The sequence below is a fragment of the Gordonia sp. PP30 genome, from assembly GCF_023100845.1.
Taxonomy (GTDB): domain Bacteria; phylum Actinomycetota; class Actinomycetes; order Mycobacteriales; family Mycobacteriaceae; genus Gordonia.
The window spans coordinates 3,346,713-3,368,656 of record NZ_CP095864.1; the positions used below are offsets into that span (position 1 = coordinate 3,346,713).

Sequence of the window (21,944 nt, forward strand, 5' to 3'; positions counted from 1 at the left end):
GCCGGCCGGAATCATGTCGATCTGACCGCGCCCGTTACCTTCTAGGTAGCTCTTCACCGAGGAGCTGCGGTCGCCAGGTCCGGTATGACTGAGCGCCCCTGTCTCACGCATGATCGGGGGGGTGATGTCGCCGGACGTGGTGGACGTCGATGAATCGCTGATAGGGACAGGACCACTCTTCGAGCAAGGTCTCTTCGTAACGTGGGTGCCGAACATTGACGTCAGATCGGCGACCGCCCGATTCAACACCGAATCGAGGTCGATCGACATGACCGAGTACGCCGTCTATTGCGGCATTGACGTGGGAAGATCCGGGCACTACGCCATCGGGCTCGACCCGCAAGGCGCACGCATCTACGACAAGGTCCTCCCCAACGACGAAGCCCGACTCAGAGCCGTCTTCGCGGCATTGGCCAAACGCGGTGAACTGCTCGTGATCGTCGATCAGCCCAACACCATCGGGGCCCTGCCGGTCACCGTCGCCCGGGCCTGCGGGCACACCGTCGCCTACCTTCCCGGCCTGACGATGCGCCGCGCCGCCGACCTCTACCCCGGCCAAGCCAAAACCGATGCCCGCGACGCCTTCGTCATCGCTGACGTCGCACGCACGATGCCGCACACCTTGCGCCGGGTCGACCTGGGTGATGACACGTTGGCCGAGCTCGACGTGATCGTCGGCTACGACGACGACCTGGCCGCTGAAGCGACCCGCACCAGCAACCGCATCCGCGGCCTGCTCACCGGCCTTCACCCGGCCCTCGAACGCGTGCTGGGCGAGAACATCACCCACCCCGCAGTCCTGGAAATCCTCTCCCGATTCGGTGGACCAGTCGGGATTCGCACCGCCGGCCGACGCCGCGTGAGCACCGTGGCAAAGAAGCACGCACCCCGGATCGGAACCCGTCTGACCGACGAGATCTTCGCCGCCCTCGACGAACAAACGGTCGTCGTCCCCGGAACCACCGCCGCCGAAGCAGTGCTGCCCAAACTCGCCGAATCATTGAAAGTGACTCTGCGGCAACGCCATTCACTCGAAACCACGATCGAGGAGATGTTCGCCGCGCACCCTCTTGCCGCGGTCCTGACCTCGATGCCAGGCATCGGCGTCAGGACCGGCGCCCGCATCCTCCTCGAAGTCGGCGACGCCAGCGCCTTCCCCTCCGCCGGGCACCTCGCCGCCTACGCAGCGATCGCCCCCATCTCCCGAATCTCGGGTACCTCCATCAAGGGCGAGCACCCCGCACGCGCCGGGAACCGCAAGCTGAAACGAGCCCTGTTCCTCTCCGCGTTCGCCGCCCTGCACGACCCGACCAGCCGCACCTACTACGACCGCAAACGCGCCGAAGGCAAGAAACACAACGCCGCACTCATCTGCCTCGCCCGCCGCCGCTGCGACGTCCTCTACGCCATGATCAAGAACCGCGAACCCTACCGAGCACCCGTACCCGCCGCGGCTTGACAAGTGTCATAGGGACACCCCCCGATAGCGGCAGGCCATTGCCTGGTGGTTGTCACTTTCGATGGCCAGGTTGCGCGGAGCCACCGCCCTCGTCGCCGCACGCTGCGAACTCTCGCCGGTCCTGCCGGATCTCTGCCGCGGCCGGACACGTGGCATATCGACTGGTCAGATGACGTCCTCAGACATTGAAGCGGAACTCGACCACGTCGCCGTCGTGCATGACGTAGTCCTTGCCCTCCATGCGGACCTTGCCGGCGGCCTTGGCGTCGTTCATGGAGCCTGCGGTGTCGAGGTCGGCGAACGACACGATCTCCGCCTTGATGAAGCCCTTCTCGAAATCCGTGTGGATCACGCCGGCGGCCTTGGGGGCGGTGTCGCCGCGGTGGATGGTCCAGGCGCGGGCCTCCTTCGGGCCGGCCGTCAGGTAGGTCTGCAGGCCGAGGGTGTGGAAACCGGCGCGGGCCAGCTGGCGCAGGCCGGGCTCGTCCTGGCCGATCGAGTCGAGGAGTTCCTGGGCGTCCTCCTCGTCGAGTTCCAGCAGTTCGCTCTCCACCTTGGCGTCGAGGAAGACGCAGTCGGCGGGTGCGATGGCGTCGCGCAACTGCTGCTTGCGGGCGTCGTCGGTGAGCACCGCCTCATCGGCGTTGAACACGTACAGGAACGGCTTGGCCGTGAGCAGGTGCAGCTCGCGCACGCTCGACAGGTCGAACGAGTCCTTCGCCGAGAACAGAGTCTTGCCCGAGTCGAGGATCTCCTGGGCCTTCTTCGCAGCGTTCGCGGTCTCGACCAGGTCCTTGTTCTTCTTGGCGTCCTTCTCCAGCCGCGGCAGCGCCTTCTCCAGGGTCTGCAGGTCGGCGAGGATCAGTTCGGTCTCGATCACCTCGATGTCGGAGAGCGGGTCGACGCGGCCGTCGACGTGCACCACGTCGTCGTCGGCGAAGACGCGCACCACCTGGCAGATCGCGTCGGCCTCGCGGATGTTGGCGAGGAACTGGTTGCCCATCCCCTCACCGACGGATGCACCCTTGACGATGCCGGCGATGTCGACGAACGACACGACGGCCGGCAGGATCCGCTCGCTGCCGAAGATCTCGGCCAGGCGGTTCAGCCGGGCGTCGGGCAGCTCGACCACGCCGATGTTGGGCTCGATGGTGGCGAACGGGTAGTTCGCCGCGAGCACGTCGTTCCGGGTCAGGGCGTTGAACAGGGTGGACTTGCCGACGTTGGGCAGCCCGACGATTCCGAGGGTAAGACTCACGGGGGATCAGTCTATCCGCGCAGCCCAGGTCACGGCGGATCGCCCTGCGGCGATGACCGGAACCGGGAGAAGAACCCCGCCTTCTCGGCCGCTTCGGCCTCGGCGTCCTCCCGCTGGATCTGTTCCCCCGCGGCCAGGCCGATCCGTTCCAGCACGTATCGCAGCAGCACCGCCAGGCACGACGCGGCCGGGACCGCCAGGAACGCGCCGACGATGCCGAACAGACTCCCGCCGAGGATCACGGCCAGCAGCACGATGGTGGCGTGGAGCTCCATCGCCTTGGACTGCAGCCACGGCGACAGGAAGTTCCCCTCGATCTGCTGCACGGCGAGGATGATGCCGAGCACGATCAGCGCGGTGGTGAAGTCGTTCATCACCAGCGCCACGAGGACCGCGAGGGCGCCGGCCACGAACGCGCCGACGATCGGCACGAAGCCGCCCAGGAAGGTGATCACCACCAGCACACCGGCCAACGGAACACCCAGGATCACCAGGCCGATACCGATCAGCGCGGCGTCGACCGCACTCACGATCGCCTGCGTCCGGATGAATCCACCCAGCGTGTTCCACATCCGCATGAGGACCTCGGCGATGTGCGAGCCGGTCGGCTGCCCGACCGTGCGGTCCAGCCACGGCAGGAACTTGGGTCCGTCCTTGAGCATGAAGAACACCAGCACCAGCGCGGTGAAGCCGGTCATCAGCATCGACGTCGCCGCTCCCACCCCGCTGAACACACCCGAGGCGATGGTCGACGAACTGCTCTCCAGCTTGTGGACGATGGTGTTGACGATGCCGGACATCTGGTTGTCGTCGATGTTGAGCGGCGGCCCCTGCAACCAGTCCTGCACCTTGCGCACACCCTTGACCGCCTGGTCGGCGAGCTGCGGCGCCTGATCGACCACCGACGGCACGATCGCCCCGAGTACCCCGGCGACCACCGCGATCGTCGCCAGCATCGCGAACAGCGCCGCGACCGCCGGCGGCAGTTTCTTACGCATCCAGCGCACCGGCGGCCACAGCACGGTCGCCACGATGATCGCCAGGAGCACCGGCAGCACGATCGTCCACAGCTTGCCGATGATCCACATCAGCACCCACAGAAACGCGAGCACCAGGATCGATTGGAGGCAGACCATCGCCGTCGATCGCAGCCCGGTCAGGAACACCCGCGACCGGCTCGGATACGGCTTCCCGGTCCGCGGATCGGTCATCACGCGCTCGGTGACCGCGGCCAGATCCTCCGGCTCGGCGCGAGCGTCCCGTTCAGCCTGTTCGATGGCCTCGATGTCGGCGTCGTCCACCCCGGAGATTCCGCGCAGGTCGTCGTTTTCGTCGCTCACGCCACCATCGTCACACATGGGTCCGACGTCCGTGTTGCGAGCGCGTGGCGGTCTGCGCGTTCCACCCCGCCATCGCCATGTCCGAAACCCGCTAGCAACGACGCCGGAGCGCTGCCAGACTCGGTGTCGTGCCCGCCGAGACCGCCCCGCGCCGCGCCGAAGCCCCGGACTTCGAGCGCTGCTACCGCGCACTCGCGGCACGCGATTCGCGGTTCGACGGTCAGTTCTTCGTCGCCGTCTCATCGACCCGCATCTACTGCCGGCCGTCGTGCCCGGCCCGCACCCCGCGCCGCGAGAACGTCGCTTTCGTCCCGACCGCGGCGGCGGCCGTCGCACTCGGCTACCGGGCCTGCCGACGCTGCCTGCCCGACGCCGCGCCCGGCTCGCCGCGCTGGAACACCGGCGCCGACCTGGCGAGTCGTGCGATGCGGCTGATCGCCGACGGGCTGGTCGACCGCGCCGGGGTCGACGGCCTCGCCGCCGCCCTCGGCTACACCCCGCGGCACCTGAGCCGGGTCCTGCGCACCGAACTCGGCGCCGGACCGCTCGCGCTCGCCCGGGCCCATCGGGCGACCACCGCGCGGGTCCTGCTGGTCGGCACGACGATGCCCGTCGGCGACGTCGCTTTCGCGGCCGGATTCTCCTCGATCCGGCAGTTCAACGACACGCTGCGCGAGACCTTCGCCCTGTCGCCCACTGAACTGCGCCGCCGCTACGCGGGCACCGGGCCGGCCAGCGGGCCGCTGACTCTCCGGCTGCCGCTCCGCCCTCCGTACGACGCCGCGTGGACCGCCGCCGGGCTCGCCTCGCATGCGATTCCCGGCCTCGAACACTGGGACGGCACGACGTTCCACCGCACCCTGTCGCTCCCGCACGGTCCGGCGCTGGTGTCGCTGACGCTCCCTTCGACAGGCTCAGGGGGCGGGACGACAGGCTCAGGGGGCGAGACGACCAGTTCCGGCCGGGACGACTACGCGACCGCCCGGTTCGAGCACCTGGACCTGCGTGACCTCGCCGTCGCGGTGAACCGGCTGCGCCGGCTCGCCGATCTGGACGCCGACCCGATCGCCGTCGACGCCGCGCTGAGCGCCGATCCCCGACTGGCGCCGCTGGTGACGGCCGCGCCGGGCATCCGGATTCCGGGCGGCGTGGACGGCTACGAGACCCTGATCCGCACCATGGCCGGACAGCAGATCAGCGTGGCCGCGGCCGCCACCCGCCTGGGCTCGCTGATCGCCGAACTGAGCGAACGGGCGCCCTGGCACGACCCCCGGCACCCGGAGATCCCGGCTCTGCTATTCCCCACCCCGGCGGTCCTGGCCGACCACGGCGCGGAGGCGTTCCGCGGACCCCGTCGCCTGGCAGGGGCCATCGCGGGCGCCGCACGCGCCGTCGCGACAGGCGAGATGGAACCGCATCCGGGGTCTGCTGCGTCTAAGTTACGGACCGAGTTGCTCGCTCTGGACGGCGTCGGCCCCTGGACCGCCGATCAGGTGGTGATGAGGGTGACCGGCGACCCCGACGTGCTCCCGGCCGGCGATCTGGTGATCGCCCGTGCCGCGGACAGCCTGGGCATCGACCTGGCCCACACGGAGAACTGGCGACCGTGGCGGTCGTACGCGGCCATGCATCTGTGGCGCCACCGCCTCCCGCCGACACAGGAGAGAAGAGGAACATCATGACCGAGACCATCGACGCGGCTCCCGTCCCGGAGTCGCTGGGCTGGGCGACGGTGAAGACCCCGGACGGTCCGTTCACCGCGCTGTTCGATGCCGACGGCACCGTCTACGCCTCCGGCTGGACCGCCGACCACGACTACCTGGCGGACCTGATCCACCCGGCGCTGCGCCCCGAGAAGCTGGTGAAACGGCCCGGCGGCGCCGTCATCGAAGCGGTGCGCGCCTATTACCGGGGCGATCTCGCGGCCCCCGCGGCGATCGCGGTACGACAGCGGTCGGGGCCGTTTCTGCAGGTGGCATGGGCCGCGCTGCGCGACGTTCCGGCCGGTCCGCCGGTCACCTACAGCGAGTTGGCCGAGCGATCCGGGAACTCCGGAGCCATCCGGGCGGCGGCATCCTGCTGCGCACGGAACGCCGCGGCGCTCTTCGTGCCCTGTCACCGGGTGGTCCGCCGCGACGGCACCCTCGGCGGCTTCCGCTACGGGCTGGAGATCAAGGAATCACTGATCGCCCGCGAGAGCGTCGCAGCGTAGCGCCGCGAACCGGCGAAAGTCCAGGTCAGAGCGAATTGTCGGAGGTGTGGTGCACCATGACGCCATGACCGCATCTCTCGTCATCACCGGGCTCGTATGCCTGATCGCCGGCGCCGTCGCCGGCTGGTTCGCGCACCGCAGCGCCGCCGGCGCGGTCGGCACGGCGAGCAGCGAGGCCGCACGCGAACAGTCCGCCGTCCTCGGCGAGGAGATCAACGAGATCGTCGAACCGCTGCGGCTGACGCTCGACCAGCTCGGCGACGAACTGCGCCGCACCGAACGCGGACGCATCCACGCCCATGCCGGGCTCAGCGAACAACTCCGCGGCATGCATCAGATGTCGGTGCGCCTCCAGGAACAGACCAGCAGGCTCGCCGGGGCCCTACATGCCCCGACCACACGCGGACGCTGGGGCGAACTGCAACTGGAGCGGGTGGTCGAGTTGTCCGGCATGTCCCGGCACTGCGACTTCAGCACCCAGGCCTCCGGCCTGGACGACGACCGCCGCGTCCGCCCCGACCTCGTGGTGCATCTGGCCGGAGGACGCACCATCGTGGTCGATGCGAAGGTTCCGCTGCACGCCTACCTCGAAGCGAGTTCGGGCGACGCCCGGGCCGGTGACGACGCCGCTCTGCGCGCGCGGCACGCGCAGGCCGTCCGCTCCCACGTGACCACGCTGTCGGCGAAGCGGTATTGGACCGCCCAGCACAGCTCACCCGAATTCGTGGTGCTGTTCTTACCCGGCGACGGCATCTTGGAAGCCGCGACGCGGGCCGATCCCGGGCTGCTCGACTACGCCTTCGGACGAGATGTGGTGCTGGCGACGCCCGGCACGCTCATCGCGCTGTTGCGCACGGTCGCACTCGGGTGGCGGCAACACGCCCTCGCCGAGGATGCCGCGACGATCCACGCGCTCGGCCGGCAGCTGTATCAGCGCATCGACGGGGTGCTCGGGCATCTGGAGAAGACCGGAGGGGCGCTGCGGCGTGCCGTCGAGTCGTACAATGCGGCAATCGGGGCAATCGATACGCGACTGGGTGTCACTGCGCGGAAATTGTCGGAATTGGAGGCGCTGAGCGGCGTGATCCCGGCCGGGAAGCGGCCCCGCGAACGGCTTCCCACCGTCGATACCCAGGTGCGAGTTGCGTCACGAACCACCTGAGAAAGTGCCGCGCCACGGGCCGGGCATCTGCGGCGCCGCGACCGCACCCGGTACCGTTGACCCGTGGCTTTCCGTATCACGACCGGCACCGACGTGCCCGCAGACCAGCAGAGCGTGTGGCCCGGCATACCCGGGGTGCCCTGGTGGGGCGCGGTACTCATCGCCGCCGTGTGCACCGCGATCGGCGCTACCGCCGACGCGCTGCTGAACAATTCGCTGGGCCTGATCTACAACATCTGCTTCCTGGTCGGCTGCGTGCTGGCCGCGCTCGCCGTGCGACGCCGGGCGCTGTTCACCGCCGCCGTTCAGCCGCCGCTGATCACCGCCGTCATCGGCCTGATCAGTCTGTGGAGTCTCGCCGCCGCCAACAACGACTCGACCAAACCGCAGGGAATGCGCTCCGCGGTGCTGAAGGTCGCACTGCCGTTCGCGAACCTGTTCCCGTGGATCCTCGGGGTGTTCCTGGGAACGCTGGTGATCGTGCTCGCGCGATGGTTCTTCACTCGTGCGGCCGTGGCCGCCGCCGGCACTCCGGGCAAGACCCGCAAGGACAAGAGTGCGAAGGGCACGTCCGCGAAGCGGACGAAAGCCGAGCGCAAGAACGGCACCACCGCGGCGCAGAGCAAGACCGCACAGGGCACGACGGCACCGGGCAAGGCGGCGCAGGGCAAGGGCGGCGGCGAGAGTCCCGCCCGGAAGGACGAGGCTCGCGCACCCAAGAAGTCGCGCCGCCCCGCCGATCGGCCCGCACCCGAGGACACGCGCCGTTCCCCGATCGCGGACGAGACCGCGGCGGGCGGCAAGGCCCCGAAGACTCCGCACCGTCGCCCCCGGCGTCCGGCCGCCGACACCGCCGCGCTACAGCCGGCCGCGGCGACCGAGTCGCGCCCGGTGGCGAACCGCGCGACGCCCGAGCGCACCCCCCGTACCCGCCAGGACCCACCGCGACCGGAGTCGGCGCGCCCCGCGGCCGCGCCGACTCGCGACCGTGTCCCGGCCGACTATCCGGCGGCGCCCGCCGTGCGGAAGGCGCCGACCGCGGCCAGCCGATCGCAGGACCGCCCGGTGCGCCGGGCTCAGCCGCAGGTGATCCCGCCCGCCGACCGGTCTCGTCGCACCGCGGGCCAGCGATTGCGTGACCAAGGTGCCATCGAGGACCTGACGCTCGGCATCGACGACTGACGTCGCCGGACCGGGGGTCGTTTCGACACGGTCTGCGCCTAGCGGCTTGACCGGCTCAACGGGCTGTCTACGAGGTGCTTCGACACAGACCCGACCGACTCACCAGGGCTGTCCACGAGACACTTCGACACAGACCCGACCAACTCACCAGGGCTGTCCACGAGACACGCCAACACAGACCCGACCAACTCACCAGGGCTGTCCACGAGACACGCCAACACAGACCCGACCAACTCACCAGGGCTGTCCACGAGACACGCCAACACAGACCCGACCAACTCAACAGGCTGAACCGCCCCGGCATGTCCGGAGACTTTCTAGTTTGAGACCTCGACGAGTGTCGGGGTCGGTTGTTGAGCGTAGTGCGCAGTCTCCATCTCTGCTGGCGGGATGTCGCCGCAGTACTCGTAGAGCCTTCGGTGGTTGAACCAGTCGACCCACTCCGCGGTGGCGACCTCGACCTGGTCGACGGTGCGCCACGGGCCTCTGGCTTTGATCAGCTCGGTCTTGTAGAGCCCGTTGATCGACTCGGCCAGCGCGTTGTCATAGGACGATCCGACAACCCCCATCGAGGGACGGATTCCGTCAGCGGCGAGCCGCTCGCTGTAGGCCACAGAGGTGTACTGGCTGCCGTGGTCGTGATGCTGGACCACCCCGGCCACCGGCCGGCCCTCCCGCTGCCGTGTCCACACAGCATGGTCGATGGCGTCCAACACCAGCTGAGAGGTCATCGATGTCGACGACCTCCAGCCAATGATCCGACGCGCGTAGGCATCGATCACGAACGCCACGTAGACCCAGCCGGCCCACGTCGACACGTAGGTGAAGTCGGCCACCCATAGCCGGTCCGGCGCCAACGGCGCGAACTGACGTCCCACGAGGTCACCGGGATGCTTCGCCTTCGGATCAGCGATCGTCGTGCGCTTGACCTTGCCCCGGATCGCGCCACGAAGACCGAGGTCGCTCATCAGCCGTTCCACCGTGCACCTAGCGATCGGCTCGGCATCAGCGGTGCGCTCCCGGTTGAGCTGAAGCCAAACCTTCCGGGCTCCGTAGACGCCGTAGTTCTCGGCATGAACCTTGGCCACCTTCGGCCTCAACTCCTCATCCCGCACTTCACGCTTGGACGGCTTGTGGGAGCGGTGCTCGTAGTAGGTCGCGGGGGCGATCTTGGCGCCCAGCTCGGTGAGCTGGTCACAGATCGACTCGACACCCCATCGCAGACCTTCCTCGTGCTGGTCACCGACGTGCTCGTCGATATACCGCACGATCAGCGCTGTGGCCGGTCGAGTTCGGCCGCGAAGAAAGCCGATGCGCTCTTGAGGATCGCGTTGGCCCGCTTGAGCTCGGCATTCTCGCGCTTCAACCGCTTCAGCTCCGCTGACTCCTCACTCGTCGTCCCAACCCGCTGCCCGGCATCAACCTCGGCCTGACGACACCACTTCCTCACCGTCTCAGGCGTCCCGATCCCGAGCAGCGTCGCGACCTGCCTCATCGCCGCCCAGTCCGACTCGTGGTCGGCCCGGATCTCGCCAACCATCCTGACCGCCCGCTCACGCAGCTCGGCCGTGTACCTCTTCGACGTACTCCCTGCCATGACTCCATCCTTCCCAAGGAACGGAGTCTCCGGACATGCCGGGGCGGTTCAGGCTCAACGGCCTGCGTTGGGGGCGTTTCGACACGGTCTGCGCCTGGCGGCTTGACCGGCTCAACGGGCTGTCTAAGGGGCGCCTCGACCGGCCCAACGGGCTGGGCCGGACGCGTCCGACCAGCGGTCCGAGACTCCCCGCCGGCGGCAGACCTTCGCCGCGGCGGTTACGCGAAGTCGTTCTCGGCCAGGGCGCCGAAACCGGTCCCGGTGAGCCACTCCCCCAGTAGTCGGGCCGCGGCGTCGATCGCGGACGGCCAGTCCATCGCCGCATCATCGGCGTAGTCGCTCACGACCTTCACCAGCCGGATCGGCACCCCGAACTCGCCGCAGACGTGGACCAGAGCCGCGGCCTCCATGTCGACCAGATCGGCGCGCGCCGCGAGGGCGGTGCGCACGACGTCGTCGGTGACGAAGGTGTCACCCGTGGCGAGTACCGATCCGTCGCCGCCGGGCAGGCGCCAGGTGTCGCGGACCGGGTAGCCGAGGGCCGAGAGTTCACGGGCGGAGATGTCGTGCTCGATCACCGTCGACGGCACGTACAGACCGCCGTGGTGCGGGTGCAGGGCTCCGGCCGTACCGATGTTCACCACCCGGCGGTAACGACCGGGCGCGGCGGCGAGACGCGTCGCCAGCGCCGTCGCCGAACGCACCTTGCCCAGACCGGTGATCAGGACCTCGGCGCCACCCGGCACATGCGCGGCCTCCGCCCGGGTGGCCGCGACCACCAGCACGCCGTCGGTCGCTCCGCTCGCCCCGACATCCCCCGCCGCGTCGCTCGCCCCGGCCATCCGGGCGATCAGTCGCGATTGCCGGCGGGCGCCGACGCCTGCGAGCCCGCGTCACCGGTCGCCGGGTCACTCACCGCACTGAGCCGCTGAAGGTAGTCGAACCGGTTGTTCGCGATCCGCATGACGATCTCGTAGGGCAGCGCGAACTTGCGCGCCCACCAGTAGCCGAAACGGGTGTCGAACGAGGTGTAGACCATGAACTTGTTGCGCACCACGCCCTTGCAGATCGACTTGGCCGCGGACTCGGGTGTCACGGCGATCTTGTGGAAGCCCTGGATCTGCTTCTGGATCGCCGGGTTGTCGCGGTCCAGGCCGGCGATCTCGACGGTGTCGACCAGCGGCGTGGCCACCCCGCCCGGGCAGACCAGACTGACACCGATACCGTGCCTGCGCAGATCGAACCGCAGCACCTCGGAGACCCCGCGGATACCGAATTTGGAAGCACTGTACGCCGCGTGCCAGGGCAGGGCCAGCAGCCCGGCCGCCGACGACACGTTGACCAGCTGCCCACCGGTGCCGCGGCGCACCATCGGCGGTACGAAGCACTCGATGATGTGGATCGGGCCCATCAGATTGATGTCGACCATCCGACGCCACTGCCGGTGCTGCAACGTCTCGACGGTGCCCCACGCCGACACCCCGGCGACGTTCATCACCACATCCATGACGCCGACCTCGGCCGCCACGTCACGCGCGAAGGCGGCGACCCAGTCGTAGTCGGACACGTCACCCGCGCGGTGGTACAGCACCGTGCCGCCGTCGTCCTTGATCGCGGCGACCACTTGGTCCAGCGCGCCGGTCTGCACATCGGTGAGCACCAGCGCACCGCCCTGCCGGGCCACCTCGAACGCCGTCGCCCGGCCGATACCGCTGGCGGCCCCGGTGATCAGTACGGTGCGGCCTCGGAAACTCGGCACCGGGGTCGGCATGTACACGAGGTCGCGGAGGGTCTTCAGAGACGGCAGTGGCAAGCCCATGCCTCGACTGTAGTGGCCCCGGTCACCGTGCGGCCACCGACCACCCGCGAGCTATCGGGTCAGATCGGCAACTTCCCGCCGAAAACGGCGTACACGACGGCGAGCATCGCCTTGAGGACCTGCGACGAGACGTCCGAGCCCTGCGCGGCCAGGATCGATTCCGCTTCGGCGAGGCTCGACGCCTTCGAGAGCTGCTCGATCAGCGGACCGACCGCCGAGAGGGCGGCGAGATCGGACATGTCGCTCGCACCGGTGTCGGCGCCCGTGCCCTCGCCGGGGGCGAGCGGAACCGGGTTCGGCGCCGGGGCGGTCGACAGGTAACTCGTGATGCCGTTGGTCACCGCCATCGCATAGCGGGTGTCGCCCGCCGCCGACGACAGCTCGCGGGCCTCGGCCGGGTTCGAGAGATTGCCCATCTCGAGGAAGACGAGCGGCACCTTGGTCAGGTTGGCGCCGGCGATGTCGCTGCGCGTCTGGATGCCGTCGGCGATACCGCCGTAGTTCGCCGGGGTGAAGTTCGCGCGCTTGAGGGCATCGCGCATCGCCTCGGTCGCCTGGCGTCCCCGGCCACCCTGCACCGATGTCACCGTCGCGTCCGGCACCGGCAGGGCCGGCACGATCAGATGGAAACCGGACTTCCCGGCGTCGGCCCCGGCACTGGTCGAATCCGCGTGCAGGCTGACGGCGAGATCGGCGCCGGACGCGCTCGCCGCCGCGGCGCGCTCATCGACGCAGCCACCCCAGCCGGTGTCGTTGTTGCGGCTCAGGATCACCTTGGCGCCCTCGCGTTCCAGCCCGGCCTTGACCAGCTGCGCGACGTTCCAGTTGATGGTGTGTTCGGTCATGCCGGTCACCGCGGTCGCGCCGGTGGTCTGGCAGTCCTTGGTCCCACCGCGACCGTCCGGCACCTGCTTGGTCAGCGAATGCCCGTCGGTCCCGCCCTGGTGCCCGGGATCGAGAAACACCGTGCGGCCCGTCAGCGAACCGGCGGCGGGCGTCGGTGCGGCGGGGTCGGCCGCGGCCGGGGCGACGACGGCACCGGTCGCGAGCACGCCGGTCGCCGCGACGCACATCAGCGTGCGGGCACGACGACGGACAGAGAGTACAGACATGAGAACATCCTCCAGATCACCAGCGGTCACACTGGTCACTTCTGTAACAAGTGAATCAGCGCACCGCGATACCTGGCAACTCGATCCCGGCCACCAGCGGGAAATCGTTAGTCGGCTGTGACCACGTGCCGGGTCAGATGCAGGATCCCGTGCTCGTCCCCGGGGTCGGCGGGCGTCAGCACATCGTCGAGCGCGATCCGCGCGGCCTCGGTGTCGAGTCCGGCACCGATCACCACCAATGACGTCCGCGGCTCGCCCGCCGGCCACTGTCGCACGCCGACCCGAACGAAGCCGCCGACCGCATGTACTTCATAGGCGTGGCCGCGGTGGCCGGGAAGGTCGACGAACGCCAGGCCTTTGCAGCGATAGGCGCCGGCGGGCGGGCGTTCCAAGAAGTGGGCGAGCCGGCGCGGGTCGACCGGCCGCGGGTCGTCGAGCGCGACCGATTCGAACGCGTCGTGCAGGTGCTCGTGGTGTCCGTGATGGTCGTCGTGCTCGATCAACAGGTCGCCGATGGTGAGCTGCCGCGGCCCGTCGTCGGCCGACACCCCCGACGATTCGACGAGCAGTCCGGGATCGATGGCGCCGCCGACCACCGGCAGCATCGGCGCCGTCGGATTGAGCGCGGCGAGTCGTGCACCGGTCGCCTCCAGTTCTCCCGCGGAGACCAGGTCGGCCTTGTTGCCCACCACCAGATCCGCGATCGCGATGTGCTCGGCCACCGCCGGATGGGCGTCGAGCGTGGCGGCCAGCTGCGGCAGGTCGACGACGTAGATCAGCCCGCCGTAGGCGACCCGCTCGTCCCGCGCGGCCAGCACCATCCGGACCAGCGCTCGCGGCTCCGCGATGCCGCTCGCCTCGATCACGATCGCGTCGACCCCGGACGCCGCCAGCTCGGCGAGCGCCTCCCCCAGCCCGTCGGCGTCGGTGGTGCAGCAGATGCAGCCGTTGGTGAGGTTCAGCGTCCCCGCCGACCGGCCCGACACCAGGAGCGCGTCGATGTTGACCGCACCGAAATCGTTCACCAGCACGCCGAAGCGCCGCCCGTCGGCGTGCCGCAGGAGATGGTTCAGCAGCGTCGTCTTCCCCGCCCCGAGGAAACCCGCGAGAATCACCACCGGAACCGGCCGGACGGCGGCCCCGCTCACGCCGAGACCGGGCGGCAACTCGCGCACAGCACGGCGAGATCCCGGCCGAGACGATCGGGATGATTCGCGATCCGATTGGTCGGCGATCCACATTCGGCGCATTTCCCGATCACCGCGGCGCGCGGCGAGAAATCGATACTCATTCGCTCGTCGAAGACGTAGAGCGATCCCTGCCAGAGACCGTCGTCGCGATACCGCTCGCCGTAGCGGACGATCCCGCCGTCGAGCTGATACACCTCCCCGAAACCACGATTGCGCAGCAACGCGGTGAGGACTTCACAGCGGACGCCCCCGGTGCAGTACGTCACCAGCGGCCGGTCCTTCAGATGATCCAAGGCGCCGCTATCGATCAGCGGCACGAAATCGCGGGTGGTGGTCACCGGCGGAACCACCGCCCCGGCGAATCGGCCGATCTCCGCTTCTATCGCATTTCGGCCGTCCAGGAATACGACCTCGTCACCGCGTTCCTCGATCAGCCGGTGCACTTGTTCGGGCGACAGCCGCGGACCGCCACCGATCACGCCATCGGCGTCGACCCGCACCTCGTCCGGCACGCCGAAAGTGACGATCTCCGAGCGGACCTTGACGCTGAGCCGCGGGAAATCCGCACCCGTTCCCGGCGACCATTTGATGTCCGCATCGGCGAACGGACCGTAACCTCGTGTCGCTCGCACATAGCGTTTGACGTCGGGCAGATCGCCACCCACTGTCGCGTTGATCCCATGAGGTGACACGATGATCCTGCCGCGCAATCCCAGCGACTCGGCAACCGCGAGCTGCCACAGGCGGATCGCCTCGGGGTCCGGGAGTGGCGTGAACACGTAGAAGAGCACGATCTTGGGAGTAGCCACGGTGCCAGGGTACGGATTCGCCCGGAAAGTCGTCGCCGCCGCCCTCGGCGGAGCGGTCCTGTTCACGGTGACCGGATGCGGTCTCCTCGGTGACGACGGCGGCAAACCGGCGGCCATCGTGATCCCGTCGAAAGACGCGCTGACCACCGAGTCATCGCCACCGACCCTTTCCGAATCGACCTCGGTGAGCCGCCCGCAGCGGTCGTACACCATCGCGCCGGGTGACAGCTATCGGGCGGTGATCGACGACGCCCCGCACGTCGGCGTCGGCGACTTCCATCTCGGCGCCACCACGCCGACCGGCGACCGCACCGACAATCTGTCGGGCGTGCACTTCTCCACCCCGGACCGTTCCGTGGTCTGCTCGACGGGCAACAACGGCGCCGACGCGCTGGTGTGCTCATCCAGCGAAGTGCGCGGCACCGCGACGCCGCCGGCGGGCACTCCCGCCGGATGCGACTGGAGCCGCGATCTGGTGGTGCTCAATTCCGACAGTCTCTCGGCCGGCGCCTGCGCCAATCTCTATCCGGTTCTGTATCGTTCGCACATCCTGGAGTTCGGTACCGCGCTCTCCGCCGACAGTTTCAGTTGTCTCAGCGACGTCGACGGGCTGTACTGCCTGGAATCGGCGTCGGACCGGGGATTCGCCCTCACCCGAAGCGGCTATCGGGAAATCCAGGGAAACGATCGTGCACCCGTCGCGCTCCGCGGTGCCGCATCATCCACGGATACGACTTCACCCAGTCCGACACGCTGAAATCGGCTGTTATCGGACGCCTTGTTCCATCGCAATACGATTGTTTTGTACACTCGCCGGTGAGGGGATATAAAAGCGAGCGTCATCGCACCGACAGACAGAGGGAACGCATGGCCAAGAAGACCAAGATTCAGATCGTCGACGACATCGACGGCGCCGAACTCGACGACTACGAAACCGTGCGGTGGAGCCTCGACGGCAAGAGCTACGAATTCGACACCTCGCCGGAACACGCCGCCGAATTCCGCGACGCGGTGGCGACCTATGTCGCCGCGTCTCGGGTGATCGGTGGCCGCAGCACCCGCCGCGCATCGGCTGCCAAGTCGGCCGATACCCGCGCGATTCGTGCCTGGGCCAGCGAGAACGGCCACTCGGTGAGCGACCGCGGCCGTATCCCGGCCGACATCATCGCCGCCTACGAGGCCGCGCACTGAAAGCACGCTTCCGCTGACTCGGGCCCCGCGACGATCCGTCGCGGGGCCCGAGTCGTCCGGCGACCGATACGGGCGGACCGCGACGACCGCCAGGGGCGGGCGGCACGAAATGAGCACTTTCGGCCGCGATGATTTTTATTGCGAGCGGCGGCGCCGCGGCCGATAGGGTTACTCCTCATGTCCCTGCAGATACTCCGCCGGCGGGTACTGGCACTGATCCTCGTCGCATTCAGCGTCCTCGCCCTCGCCGCATGCGGCTCGGGTGACGGCAAGAACAAGGACGGCCTGTGCGCCCCGCCCGGCATCAAATCCGCCGCGGCCGCGCCGCAGAACCTGAACACCTCCGAGCAGGCCGTCGACCAGTACACCACCGCGGGCACCCTGCCGCTGGACCAGATCGACGTCGCCAAGCTGAACCTGATCGATCCGGGCACGCTCACCGTCGGCACCCTCTCCGACGCGCCGCCGAGCATCTGCCTCAACTCCGCCGGTACCTACACCGGCTTCGACAACGAGCTCCTCAAGGCCGTCGCCGCCAAGCTCGGCCTGAAGGTGAAGTTCGTCGGCACCGAATTCGCCGGGCTGCTGTCCCAGGTGGCCAATCACCGCTTCGACGTGGGATCGTCGTCGATCACCACCACCGAGGACCGCCGCAAGACCGTCGGCTTCACCAACGGCTACGACTTCGGGTACTTCTCGCTGGTCGCCTCGCAGACCGGCGCGATCCGCGGCTTCTCCGACCTGACCGGCGGGCAGCGGATCGGCGTGGTCCAGGGCACCGTGCAGGACGACTACGTCACCAACACGCTGAAGCTGAACCCGGTCAAGTTCCCGGACTACGCGACGGCCTACGCCAACCTCAAGAGCGGTCAGATCGACGCCTGGGTGGCCCCCAGCCAGCAGGCCGAGGGCGCCATTCAGTCCGGCGACGGCATGGCCATCCTCGAGGACACCTTCAGCGTCAACAACTTCGTCGGCTGGGCCACGCCGCGCGGTGACCAGCCGCTGATCGACGCGCTCAACAGCGGCCTGGACGCGGTGATCGCCGACGGCACCTGGGCCAAGCTGTACACCAACTGGGTGCCGCGCGAACTGCCCGCCGGCTGGAAGCCCGGCTCCAAGGCCGCGCCGATGCCGCAGCTGCCCGACTTCCGGCAGATCGCCGCCGACAACGCCACCAACCCGCAGTCGGAGGCCGTCGCCAAGAAGGGCACGCTGGCCCAGCTGGGAGACACGTTCTTCAACTGGGAGCTGTACCGCAAGGCCTTCCCCGATCTGTTCAAGACGGGTCTGCCGAACACGATCATCCTGGCCCTGGTGTCGGGCGTCGTCGGCACCCTGGCGGGCATGCTGCTGGCGGTGGCCGGTATCTCCCGGACACGCTGGCTGCGCTGGCCGGCCCGCGTCTACACCGACGTGTTCCGCGGGCTGCCCGCCGTCGTCGTCATCCTGCTCATCGGCCTGGGCATCGGGCCGCTGGTCAAGAACGTGACCGGCGGCAACCCGTACTGGCTCGGCGCACTCGCCCTGGCATTACTGGCGGCGGCCTACATCGGCGAGATCTTCCGGTCCGGAATCCAGAGCGTGGAGACCGGCCAGATGGAAGCGGCCCGCGCCCTCGGCTTCTCGTATTCGCGCTCGATGGCCCTGGTGGTGATCCCGCAGGGCGTGCGGCGCGTGCTGCCCGCCCTGATGAACCAGTTCATCGTGCTGATCAAGGATTCGTCCCTGATCTACTTCCTCGGTCTGCTCGCCAGCCAGCGGGAGTTGTTCGCCGTCGGCCGCGACCTCAACGCGAACACCGGCAATCTCTCCCCGCTGATGGCGGCCGGTCTGATCTACCTGCTGCTGACCATCCCGCTGACCCATCTGGTCAATTACATCGACAAGCGTCTGCGGACCGGAAAGGCCTGAGATGAGCTCCCCCACTCCGGCGAACGCCCCGGAACCCGAAACCACCGAGGTGATCCCGCTCGCCGCACCGAGCCCGGTGTCGCTCACCGGCACCGGCCTGCACCTGGCCTTCGGCGACAACCAGGTGCTGCGGGGCGTCGACATCCACGTCGACGCGGGCACGACGACCACCGTCATCGGCCCGTCCGGCTCGGGCAAGTCGACGCTGCTGCGCGTGCTCAACCGTCTGCACGAACCGCAGGCCGGCGACATCCTGATCGACGGCCGGTCCGTCCTGCACGACAACCCGGATGAGCTGCGCCGCCGTATCGGCATGGTCTTCCAGCAGTTCAACCTGTTTCCGCACATGACCGTCGCCGAGAACATCTCGCTCGCGCCACGCAAGCTGCGCAAGCTCGGCAAGGACGAGGCCCGCGATCTGGCGCTGGCGCAGCTCGACGCCGTCGGGCTCAAGGAGAAGGCCGATGTCCGGCCGTCGACGCTGTCCGGCGGCCAGCAGCAGCGCGTCGCGATCGCCCGCGCGCTCGCCATGAAGCCGGAGATCATGTTCTTCGACGAGGCCACCAGCGCGCTCGACCCGGAGCTGGTCAAGGGTGTGCTGGCGCTGATGACCGAACTGTCCCGCGAGGGCATGACGATGGTCGTGGTGACCCACGAGATGGGTTACGCGCGCAACGTCTCCGACAACGTGCTGTTCATGGACGGCGGTGTCGTCGTCGAGACCGGCTCCCCGGAGCAGTTGTTCGACGCGCCGTCGAGCGAGCGCCTGCAGACCTTCCTGTCCGAGGTCCTGTAGTCGTCGGGCCGGTGGCCTGGACTATCCATGACGCGCGAAGACGCCGACCGATCACGCGGAGTTCGCCCGGTAGGCACGGACTTCGCTAAGCGGGCAGGCAGGCGGCGAACTCCGGGGAGGCGAAGAACGGGGTCAGGCGGCGGCGCAGGATCTGTTCCAGCACGCCGTCGCGGTCGAGCCGGGCCAGCACCGGCGGACCGAAACGCAGGGCCTCCTCGCGGAGGTCGTCGCCGCCGATGCCGAGGTCTTCGATCACGTCGGCGATCGGGGTGGCGCCGTAGGTGTCGAAGACCTCGTCGATACCGGCGGCGAGCAGCGTCTGAAAGTAGTCGGACTGCCGGAAGTCGCGCCAGAACTCGAAGGCCATGACCACCACGTCCTCGACGTCCGATTCGGAGACGCTCTCCCGGAAACCGCCGACGGTGCCGCCGGAGCGGCCGTGCCAGAACTCGCGCACGGCGTCGAGCAGCAGTTCCCCGGAATCCTCGCGCGTCGACTCGATCACCATCGCGGTACCGCTGCGGGTGACCCGCTCCACCAGCCGGGACAGCCGGCGGCCGATCCGCTGCCCGAACCGGTCCTCGACGGCCCGCTGCATCAGCTCGACCAGGGTATCGGTGGTCGCCGGGCTCTCCAGAACCTGCTCGATGGCCCGCTGCGAGAGGCGCAGGTCGACGACCGTCGAGGCGAGTTCGTCGAACCGCCGCGGCTCGATCACCTGATCGACGACGGTGCGCTCGTGGATGTCGCTGCGGTACAGGCGCGCCGCGACCTGCCCGGCCAGTTCCGGAATGGCTCCCTCCACCGGAAACTGCAGGGTGTACTTGCGCGCCACCTCCTGGACCAGCTGACGAGGCATCACCTTTTCCATCGGCAGCACGCCGCCCTCGACGAAGAAGTTCTCGATCTCTTCTTCGACGAGCGCGGTGAACTCGGCGTCGTCGGTGAGCTGACGAATCCCGAACGCCACCTGAGCATCGAGCAGGCGGGCGGCGAGGTCATCGCGCGAATCGTCCATGGTCACAGCCTACTGTCGAGTATGCGAGTCGGACGGCGCGACCACAGTCGTCTCCGAACGGACCCGGGGAGCCCGGAGACCGAACACGCCACGCCGTCGCCGGTCACGCGCGACGACCAGGGTGACCACCGCCAGCAGACCCGCGATCGGCCACAGGGCACCGCCGAGTCCGATCCAGCGAAGCATCGCCGCACCGACGACGCCCCCGGCCAGCAGCGCGGCCCACAGGGAGAGATGGCGCGCCCACAGCCGCCGCGGTCCGCCGAAGAACGCATCGACCAGCCGCTGACCGGCCTTGACCAGCGCACCGGTCATGTACGTGAGGCCGATGCTCGCCTCACCGGCGCTCAGGAACGTCGCGTTGACCACGCCCATCGCCAACGGGAGCAGCAGCGCCACCGGCCACGTCTGCCCGCTCACGTCACCAAGAAGCGCGGTCAGCCCGACCAGAATCGTGGTGCCGGTAAGGACCACGGTGCGCCCGTCACTGATCCGATTCAGCAGCGCACCGAGGACCGCACCGGCGAAGAACATCCCGATGAGGGTGCCGGCCAGCCGCGCCGGCGCCCAGTCACCGTGCGCGACGCCGGTCGCGAGTTCGGTCGTGTTGCCGCTCATGAAGGAGACGAAGAAGCCGCCGAGATACACATATCCGACGGCATCGAGGTACCCGGCGGCCGCGGAAAGGATCACGGCCAGCGTCACTTCCCGCCGCGCGATCATCTTCACGCGCACCATCGTCGCATCTCCCGCGGCTACCCCCGCGTACCCGTGACGGATGCCACGCACCGAACCTATGGTCGTAGTCGCATACCCCGTCCCACCATCGCGAAGGCCCTCCCATGCGCGCCGTCAAGCTGACCAGCCCGAGCACCGTCACCCTCGAAGAGACGCCCGTCCCCGAACCCGGCCCGGGCGAGATCCGCGTCAAGGTCGCCGGCGCCGGACTCTGCCATTCCGACCTGCACCTCATCGGCATGGGTGACGCCTGGCCCGCCTTCGGCATCACCCTCGGGCACGAGGGCGCCGGATACGTCGACGCGCTCGGCAGCGGGGTGACCGGTCACGACATCGGCGCACCGGTGATCGTGAACCTGCTATGGAGCTGCGGTGACTGCCGCGCCTGTGTCGAGGGCCGCGACAACGCATGCGAGGTGGCCGGCGGCCGCGACGACTTTCCGACCACCCCCGGCATCAGCCTGAACGGTTCCATGGCCGATTACGTCATCGCCCCGGCCCGGCACGTGCTCCCCTTGGGCGACATCGACCCGGTCGGCGCCGGACCGCTGACCGACGCCGGCCTCACCCCGATGCACGCGATCAACTCGGTGCGCCGCCGTCTCACGCCGGGCGCCACCGTGGTGATCCTCGGGATCGGCGGCCTCGGCCACGTCGGGCTGCAGATCGTCAAGGCGATCTCGGCCGCGCGGGTGATCGCCATCGACAACGACGAGAAGAAGCTCGCGCACGCCGCCGAACTCGGTGCCGACCTCACGTTCGCGCCGGGCCCGGACACCGCGGCGCAGATCCTCGAACTGACCGGCGGCTACGGCGCGGACGTGGTGCTCGACTTCGTCGGCGTGCAGCCCACCGTCGACACCGCGGCCGCGGTGATCGCCCCGGAAGGACTCGTCCGCCTGGTCGGTCTGGGCGGCGGCACCTTCCCGATGCGGGCGGTGGGCCTGGCCCCGTGGGGCGTCGACGTGCAGCGTTCCTACGGCGGCACCAGGTCCGACCTGCTGGAGGTGCTGGCGCTGGCCGCCGCGGGCAAGATCCGGATCGACTACACCACGTATCCGCTGGAGGACTTCCAGCGGGCGATCGACGACCTGCACGACGGCAGAGTCATCGGCCGCGCCGTCCTGGTGCCCTGATGGGGCGAACC

The 21,944-nt window shown here is 68.9% G+C and carries 20 protein-coding genes; 10 read left to right on the forward strand and 10 right to left on the reverse strand.

The annotated features are described in order from the left end of the window. Positions 1–268 precede the first annotated feature (268 nt). Complete coding sequence (locus MYK68_RS15485) at positions 269–1,459, forward strand: IS110 family RNA-guided transposase (protein WP_502798306.1); 1,191 nt, start codon at positions 269–271, stop codon at positions 1,457–1,459. A gap of 178 nt (positions 1,460–1,637) precedes the next feature. Here MYK68_RS15485 and ychF read toward each other — a convergent pair whose 3' ends face one another. Together ychF and MYK68_RS15495 are read right to left on the reverse strand one after the other, a co-directional pair. Beyond that, on the reverse strand, positions 1,638–2,717 hold the full coding sequence (ychF, locus tag MYK68_RS15490; protein ID WP_247864628.1) for a redox-regulated ATPase YchF: 1,080 nt from the start codon (positions 2,715–2,717) through the stop codon (positions 1,638–1,640). Positions 2,718–2,746: 29 nt separating this feature from the next. Continuing rightward, positions 2,747–4,057 (reverse strand): AI-2E family transporter, encoded by a 1,311-nt coding sequence (locus MYK68_RS15495; RefSeq protein ID WP_502798254.1) that lies wholly within the window; start codon positions 4,055–4,057, stop codon positions 2,747–2,749. Between the two features lie 128 nt (positions 4,058–4,185). On the opposite strand from MYK68_RS15495, the gene MYK68_RS15500 reads away from it, so the two are divergent. The 4 genes from MYK68_RS15500 to MYK68_RS15515 all read left to right on the forward strand — a co-directional run bounded on the left by MYK68_RS15500 (position 4,186) and on the right by MYK68_RS15515 (position 8,613). Beyond that, positions 4,186–5,739, forward strand: coding sequence for a DNA-3-methyladenine glycosylase 2 family protein (locus MYK68_RS15500; RefSeq protein WP_247864629.1), 1,554 nt, complete (start codon positions 4,186–4,188; stop codon positions 5,737–5,739). Then, entirely contained in the window at positions 5,736–6,269 is a 534-nt protein-coding gene (locus MYK68_RS15505; RefSeq protein WP_247864631.1) for a methylated-DNA--[protein]-cysteine S-methyltransferase, read from the forward strand. Before MYK68_RS15500 ends, MYK68_RS15505 begins: the two co-directional genes overlap by 4 nt. A 64-nt stretch (positions 6,270–6,333) precedes the next feature. Next, complete coding sequence (locus MYK68_RS15510; RefSeq protein ID WP_247864633.1) at positions 6,334–7,431, forward strand: DNA recombination protein RmuC; 1,098 nt, start codon at positions 6,334–6,336, stop codon at positions 7,429–7,431. A 63-nt stretch (positions 7,432–7,494) separates the two neighbouring features. Continuing rightward, complete coding sequence (locus tag MYK68_RS15515) at positions 7,495–8,613, forward strand: DUF6542 domain-containing protein (protein WP_247864635.1); 1,119 nt, start codon at positions 7,495–7,497, stop codon at positions 8,611–8,613. A gap of 317 nt (positions 8,614–8,930) precedes the next feature. On the opposite strand, the gene MYK68_RS15520 is transcribed toward MYK68_RS15515, so the two are convergent. The 6 genes from MYK68_RS15520 to trhO form a co-directional block, all read right to left on the reverse strand. Beyond that, a protein-coding gene (locus MYK68_RS15520) for an IS3 family transposase (protein ID WP_247864366.1) occupies positions 8,931–10,210 on the reverse strand; the annotation gives its coding sequence in 2 pieces (ribosomal slippage) (positions 8,931–9,922 and positions 9,922–10,210; 1,281 coding nt in all). 218 nt (positions 10,211–10,428) lie between these two features. Continuing rightward, complete coding sequence (locus MYK68_RS15525; protein ID WP_247864636.1) at positions 10,429–11,052, reverse strand: nucleosidase; 624 nt, start codon at positions 11,050–11,052, stop codon at positions 10,429–10,431. Positions 11,053–11,060: 8 nt separating this feature from the next. Then, positions 11,061–12,029 carry an SDR family oxidoreductase gene (locus MYK68_RS15530; RefSeq protein ID WP_247864638.1) on the reverse strand — a complete coding sequence of 323 codons (969 nt, stop codon included), beginning with the start codon at positions 12,027–12,029 and terminating at the stop codon, positions 11,061–11,063. Positions 12,030–12,088: 59 nt separating this feature from the next. Next, positions 12,089–13,141 carry an N-acetylmuramoyl-L-alanine amidase gene (locus MYK68_RS15535; RefSeq protein WP_247864640.1) on the reverse strand — a complete coding sequence of 351 codons (1,053 nt, stop codon included), beginning with the start codon at positions 13,139–13,141 and terminating at the stop codon, positions 12,089–12,091. Positions 13,142–13,248: 107 nt separating this feature from the next. Next, positions 13,249–14,289: a CobW family GTP-binding protein gene (locus tag MYK68_RS15540; RefSeq protein WP_247864641.1), complete on the reverse strand. Its 1,041-nt coding sequence runs from the start codon at positions 14,287–14,289 to the stop codon at positions 13,249–13,251. Beyond that, a complete protein-coding gene (gene trhO, locus MYK68_RS15545) occupies positions 14,286–15,140 on the reverse strand; it encodes an oxygen-dependent tRNA uridine(34) hydroxylase TrhO (RefSeq protein ID WP_247868077.1) in 855 nt (284 codons plus the stop codon). Before trhO ends, MYK68_RS15540 begins: the two co-directional genes overlap by 4 nt. 238 nt (positions 15,141–15,378) lie before the next feature. On the opposite strand from trhO, the gene MYK68_RS15550 reads away from it, so the two are divergent. From MYK68_RS15550 to MYK68_RS15565, 4 genes are all read left to right on the forward strand, one after another. Beyond that, on the forward strand, positions 15,379–15,897 hold the full coding sequence (locus MYK68_RS15550) for a hypothetical protein (protein ID WP_247864643.1): 519 nt from the start codon (positions 15,379–15,381) through the stop codon (positions 15,895–15,897). A gap of 110 nt (positions 15,898–16,007) precedes the next feature. Further along, positions 16,008–16,331, forward strand: a complete 324-nt coding sequence (locus MYK68_RS15555; RefSeq protein WP_247864645.1) for a histone-like nucleoid-structuring protein Lsr2 — start codon at positions 16,008–16,010, stop codon at positions 16,329–16,331. Between the two features lie 177 nt (positions 16,332–16,508). Beyond that, complete coding sequence (locus tag MYK68_RS15560) at positions 16,509–18,245, forward strand: ABC transporter substrate-binding protein/permease (protein WP_247864646.1); 1,737 nt, start codon at positions 16,509–16,511, stop codon at positions 18,243–18,245. A 1-nt stretch (position 18,246) separates the two neighbouring features. After that, complete coding sequence (locus MYK68_RS15565; RefSeq protein WP_247864648.1) at positions 18,247–19,041, forward strand: amino acid ABC transporter ATP-binding protein; 795 nt, start codon at positions 18,247–18,249, stop codon at positions 19,039–19,041. A gap of 85 nt (positions 19,042–19,126) precedes the next feature. Here the strand turns inward: MYK68_RS15565 and MYK68_RS15570 are convergent, their stop codons facing one another. Both MYK68_RS15570 and MYK68_RS15575 read right to left on the reverse strand, forming a co-directional pair. Continuing rightward, a complete protein-coding gene (locus tag MYK68_RS15570; protein WP_247864650.1) occupies positions 19,127–20,059 on the reverse strand; it encodes a hypothetical protein in 933 nt (310 codons plus the stop codon). Between the two features lie 9 nt (positions 20,060–20,068). After that, entirely contained in the window at positions 20,069–20,797 is a 729-nt protein-coding gene (locus tag MYK68_RS15575) for a YoaK family protein (RefSeq protein WP_247864651.1), read from the reverse strand. 104 nt (positions 20,798–20,901) lie between these two features. On the opposite strand from MYK68_RS15575, the gene MYK68_RS15580 reads away from it, so the two are divergent. Further along, a complete protein-coding gene (locus tag MYK68_RS15580; RefSeq protein WP_247864653.1) occupies positions 20,902–21,933 on the forward strand; it encodes an NAD(P)-dependent alcohol dehydrogenase in 1,032 nt (343 codons plus the stop codon). Positions 21,934–21,944: the final 11 nt, after the last annotated feature.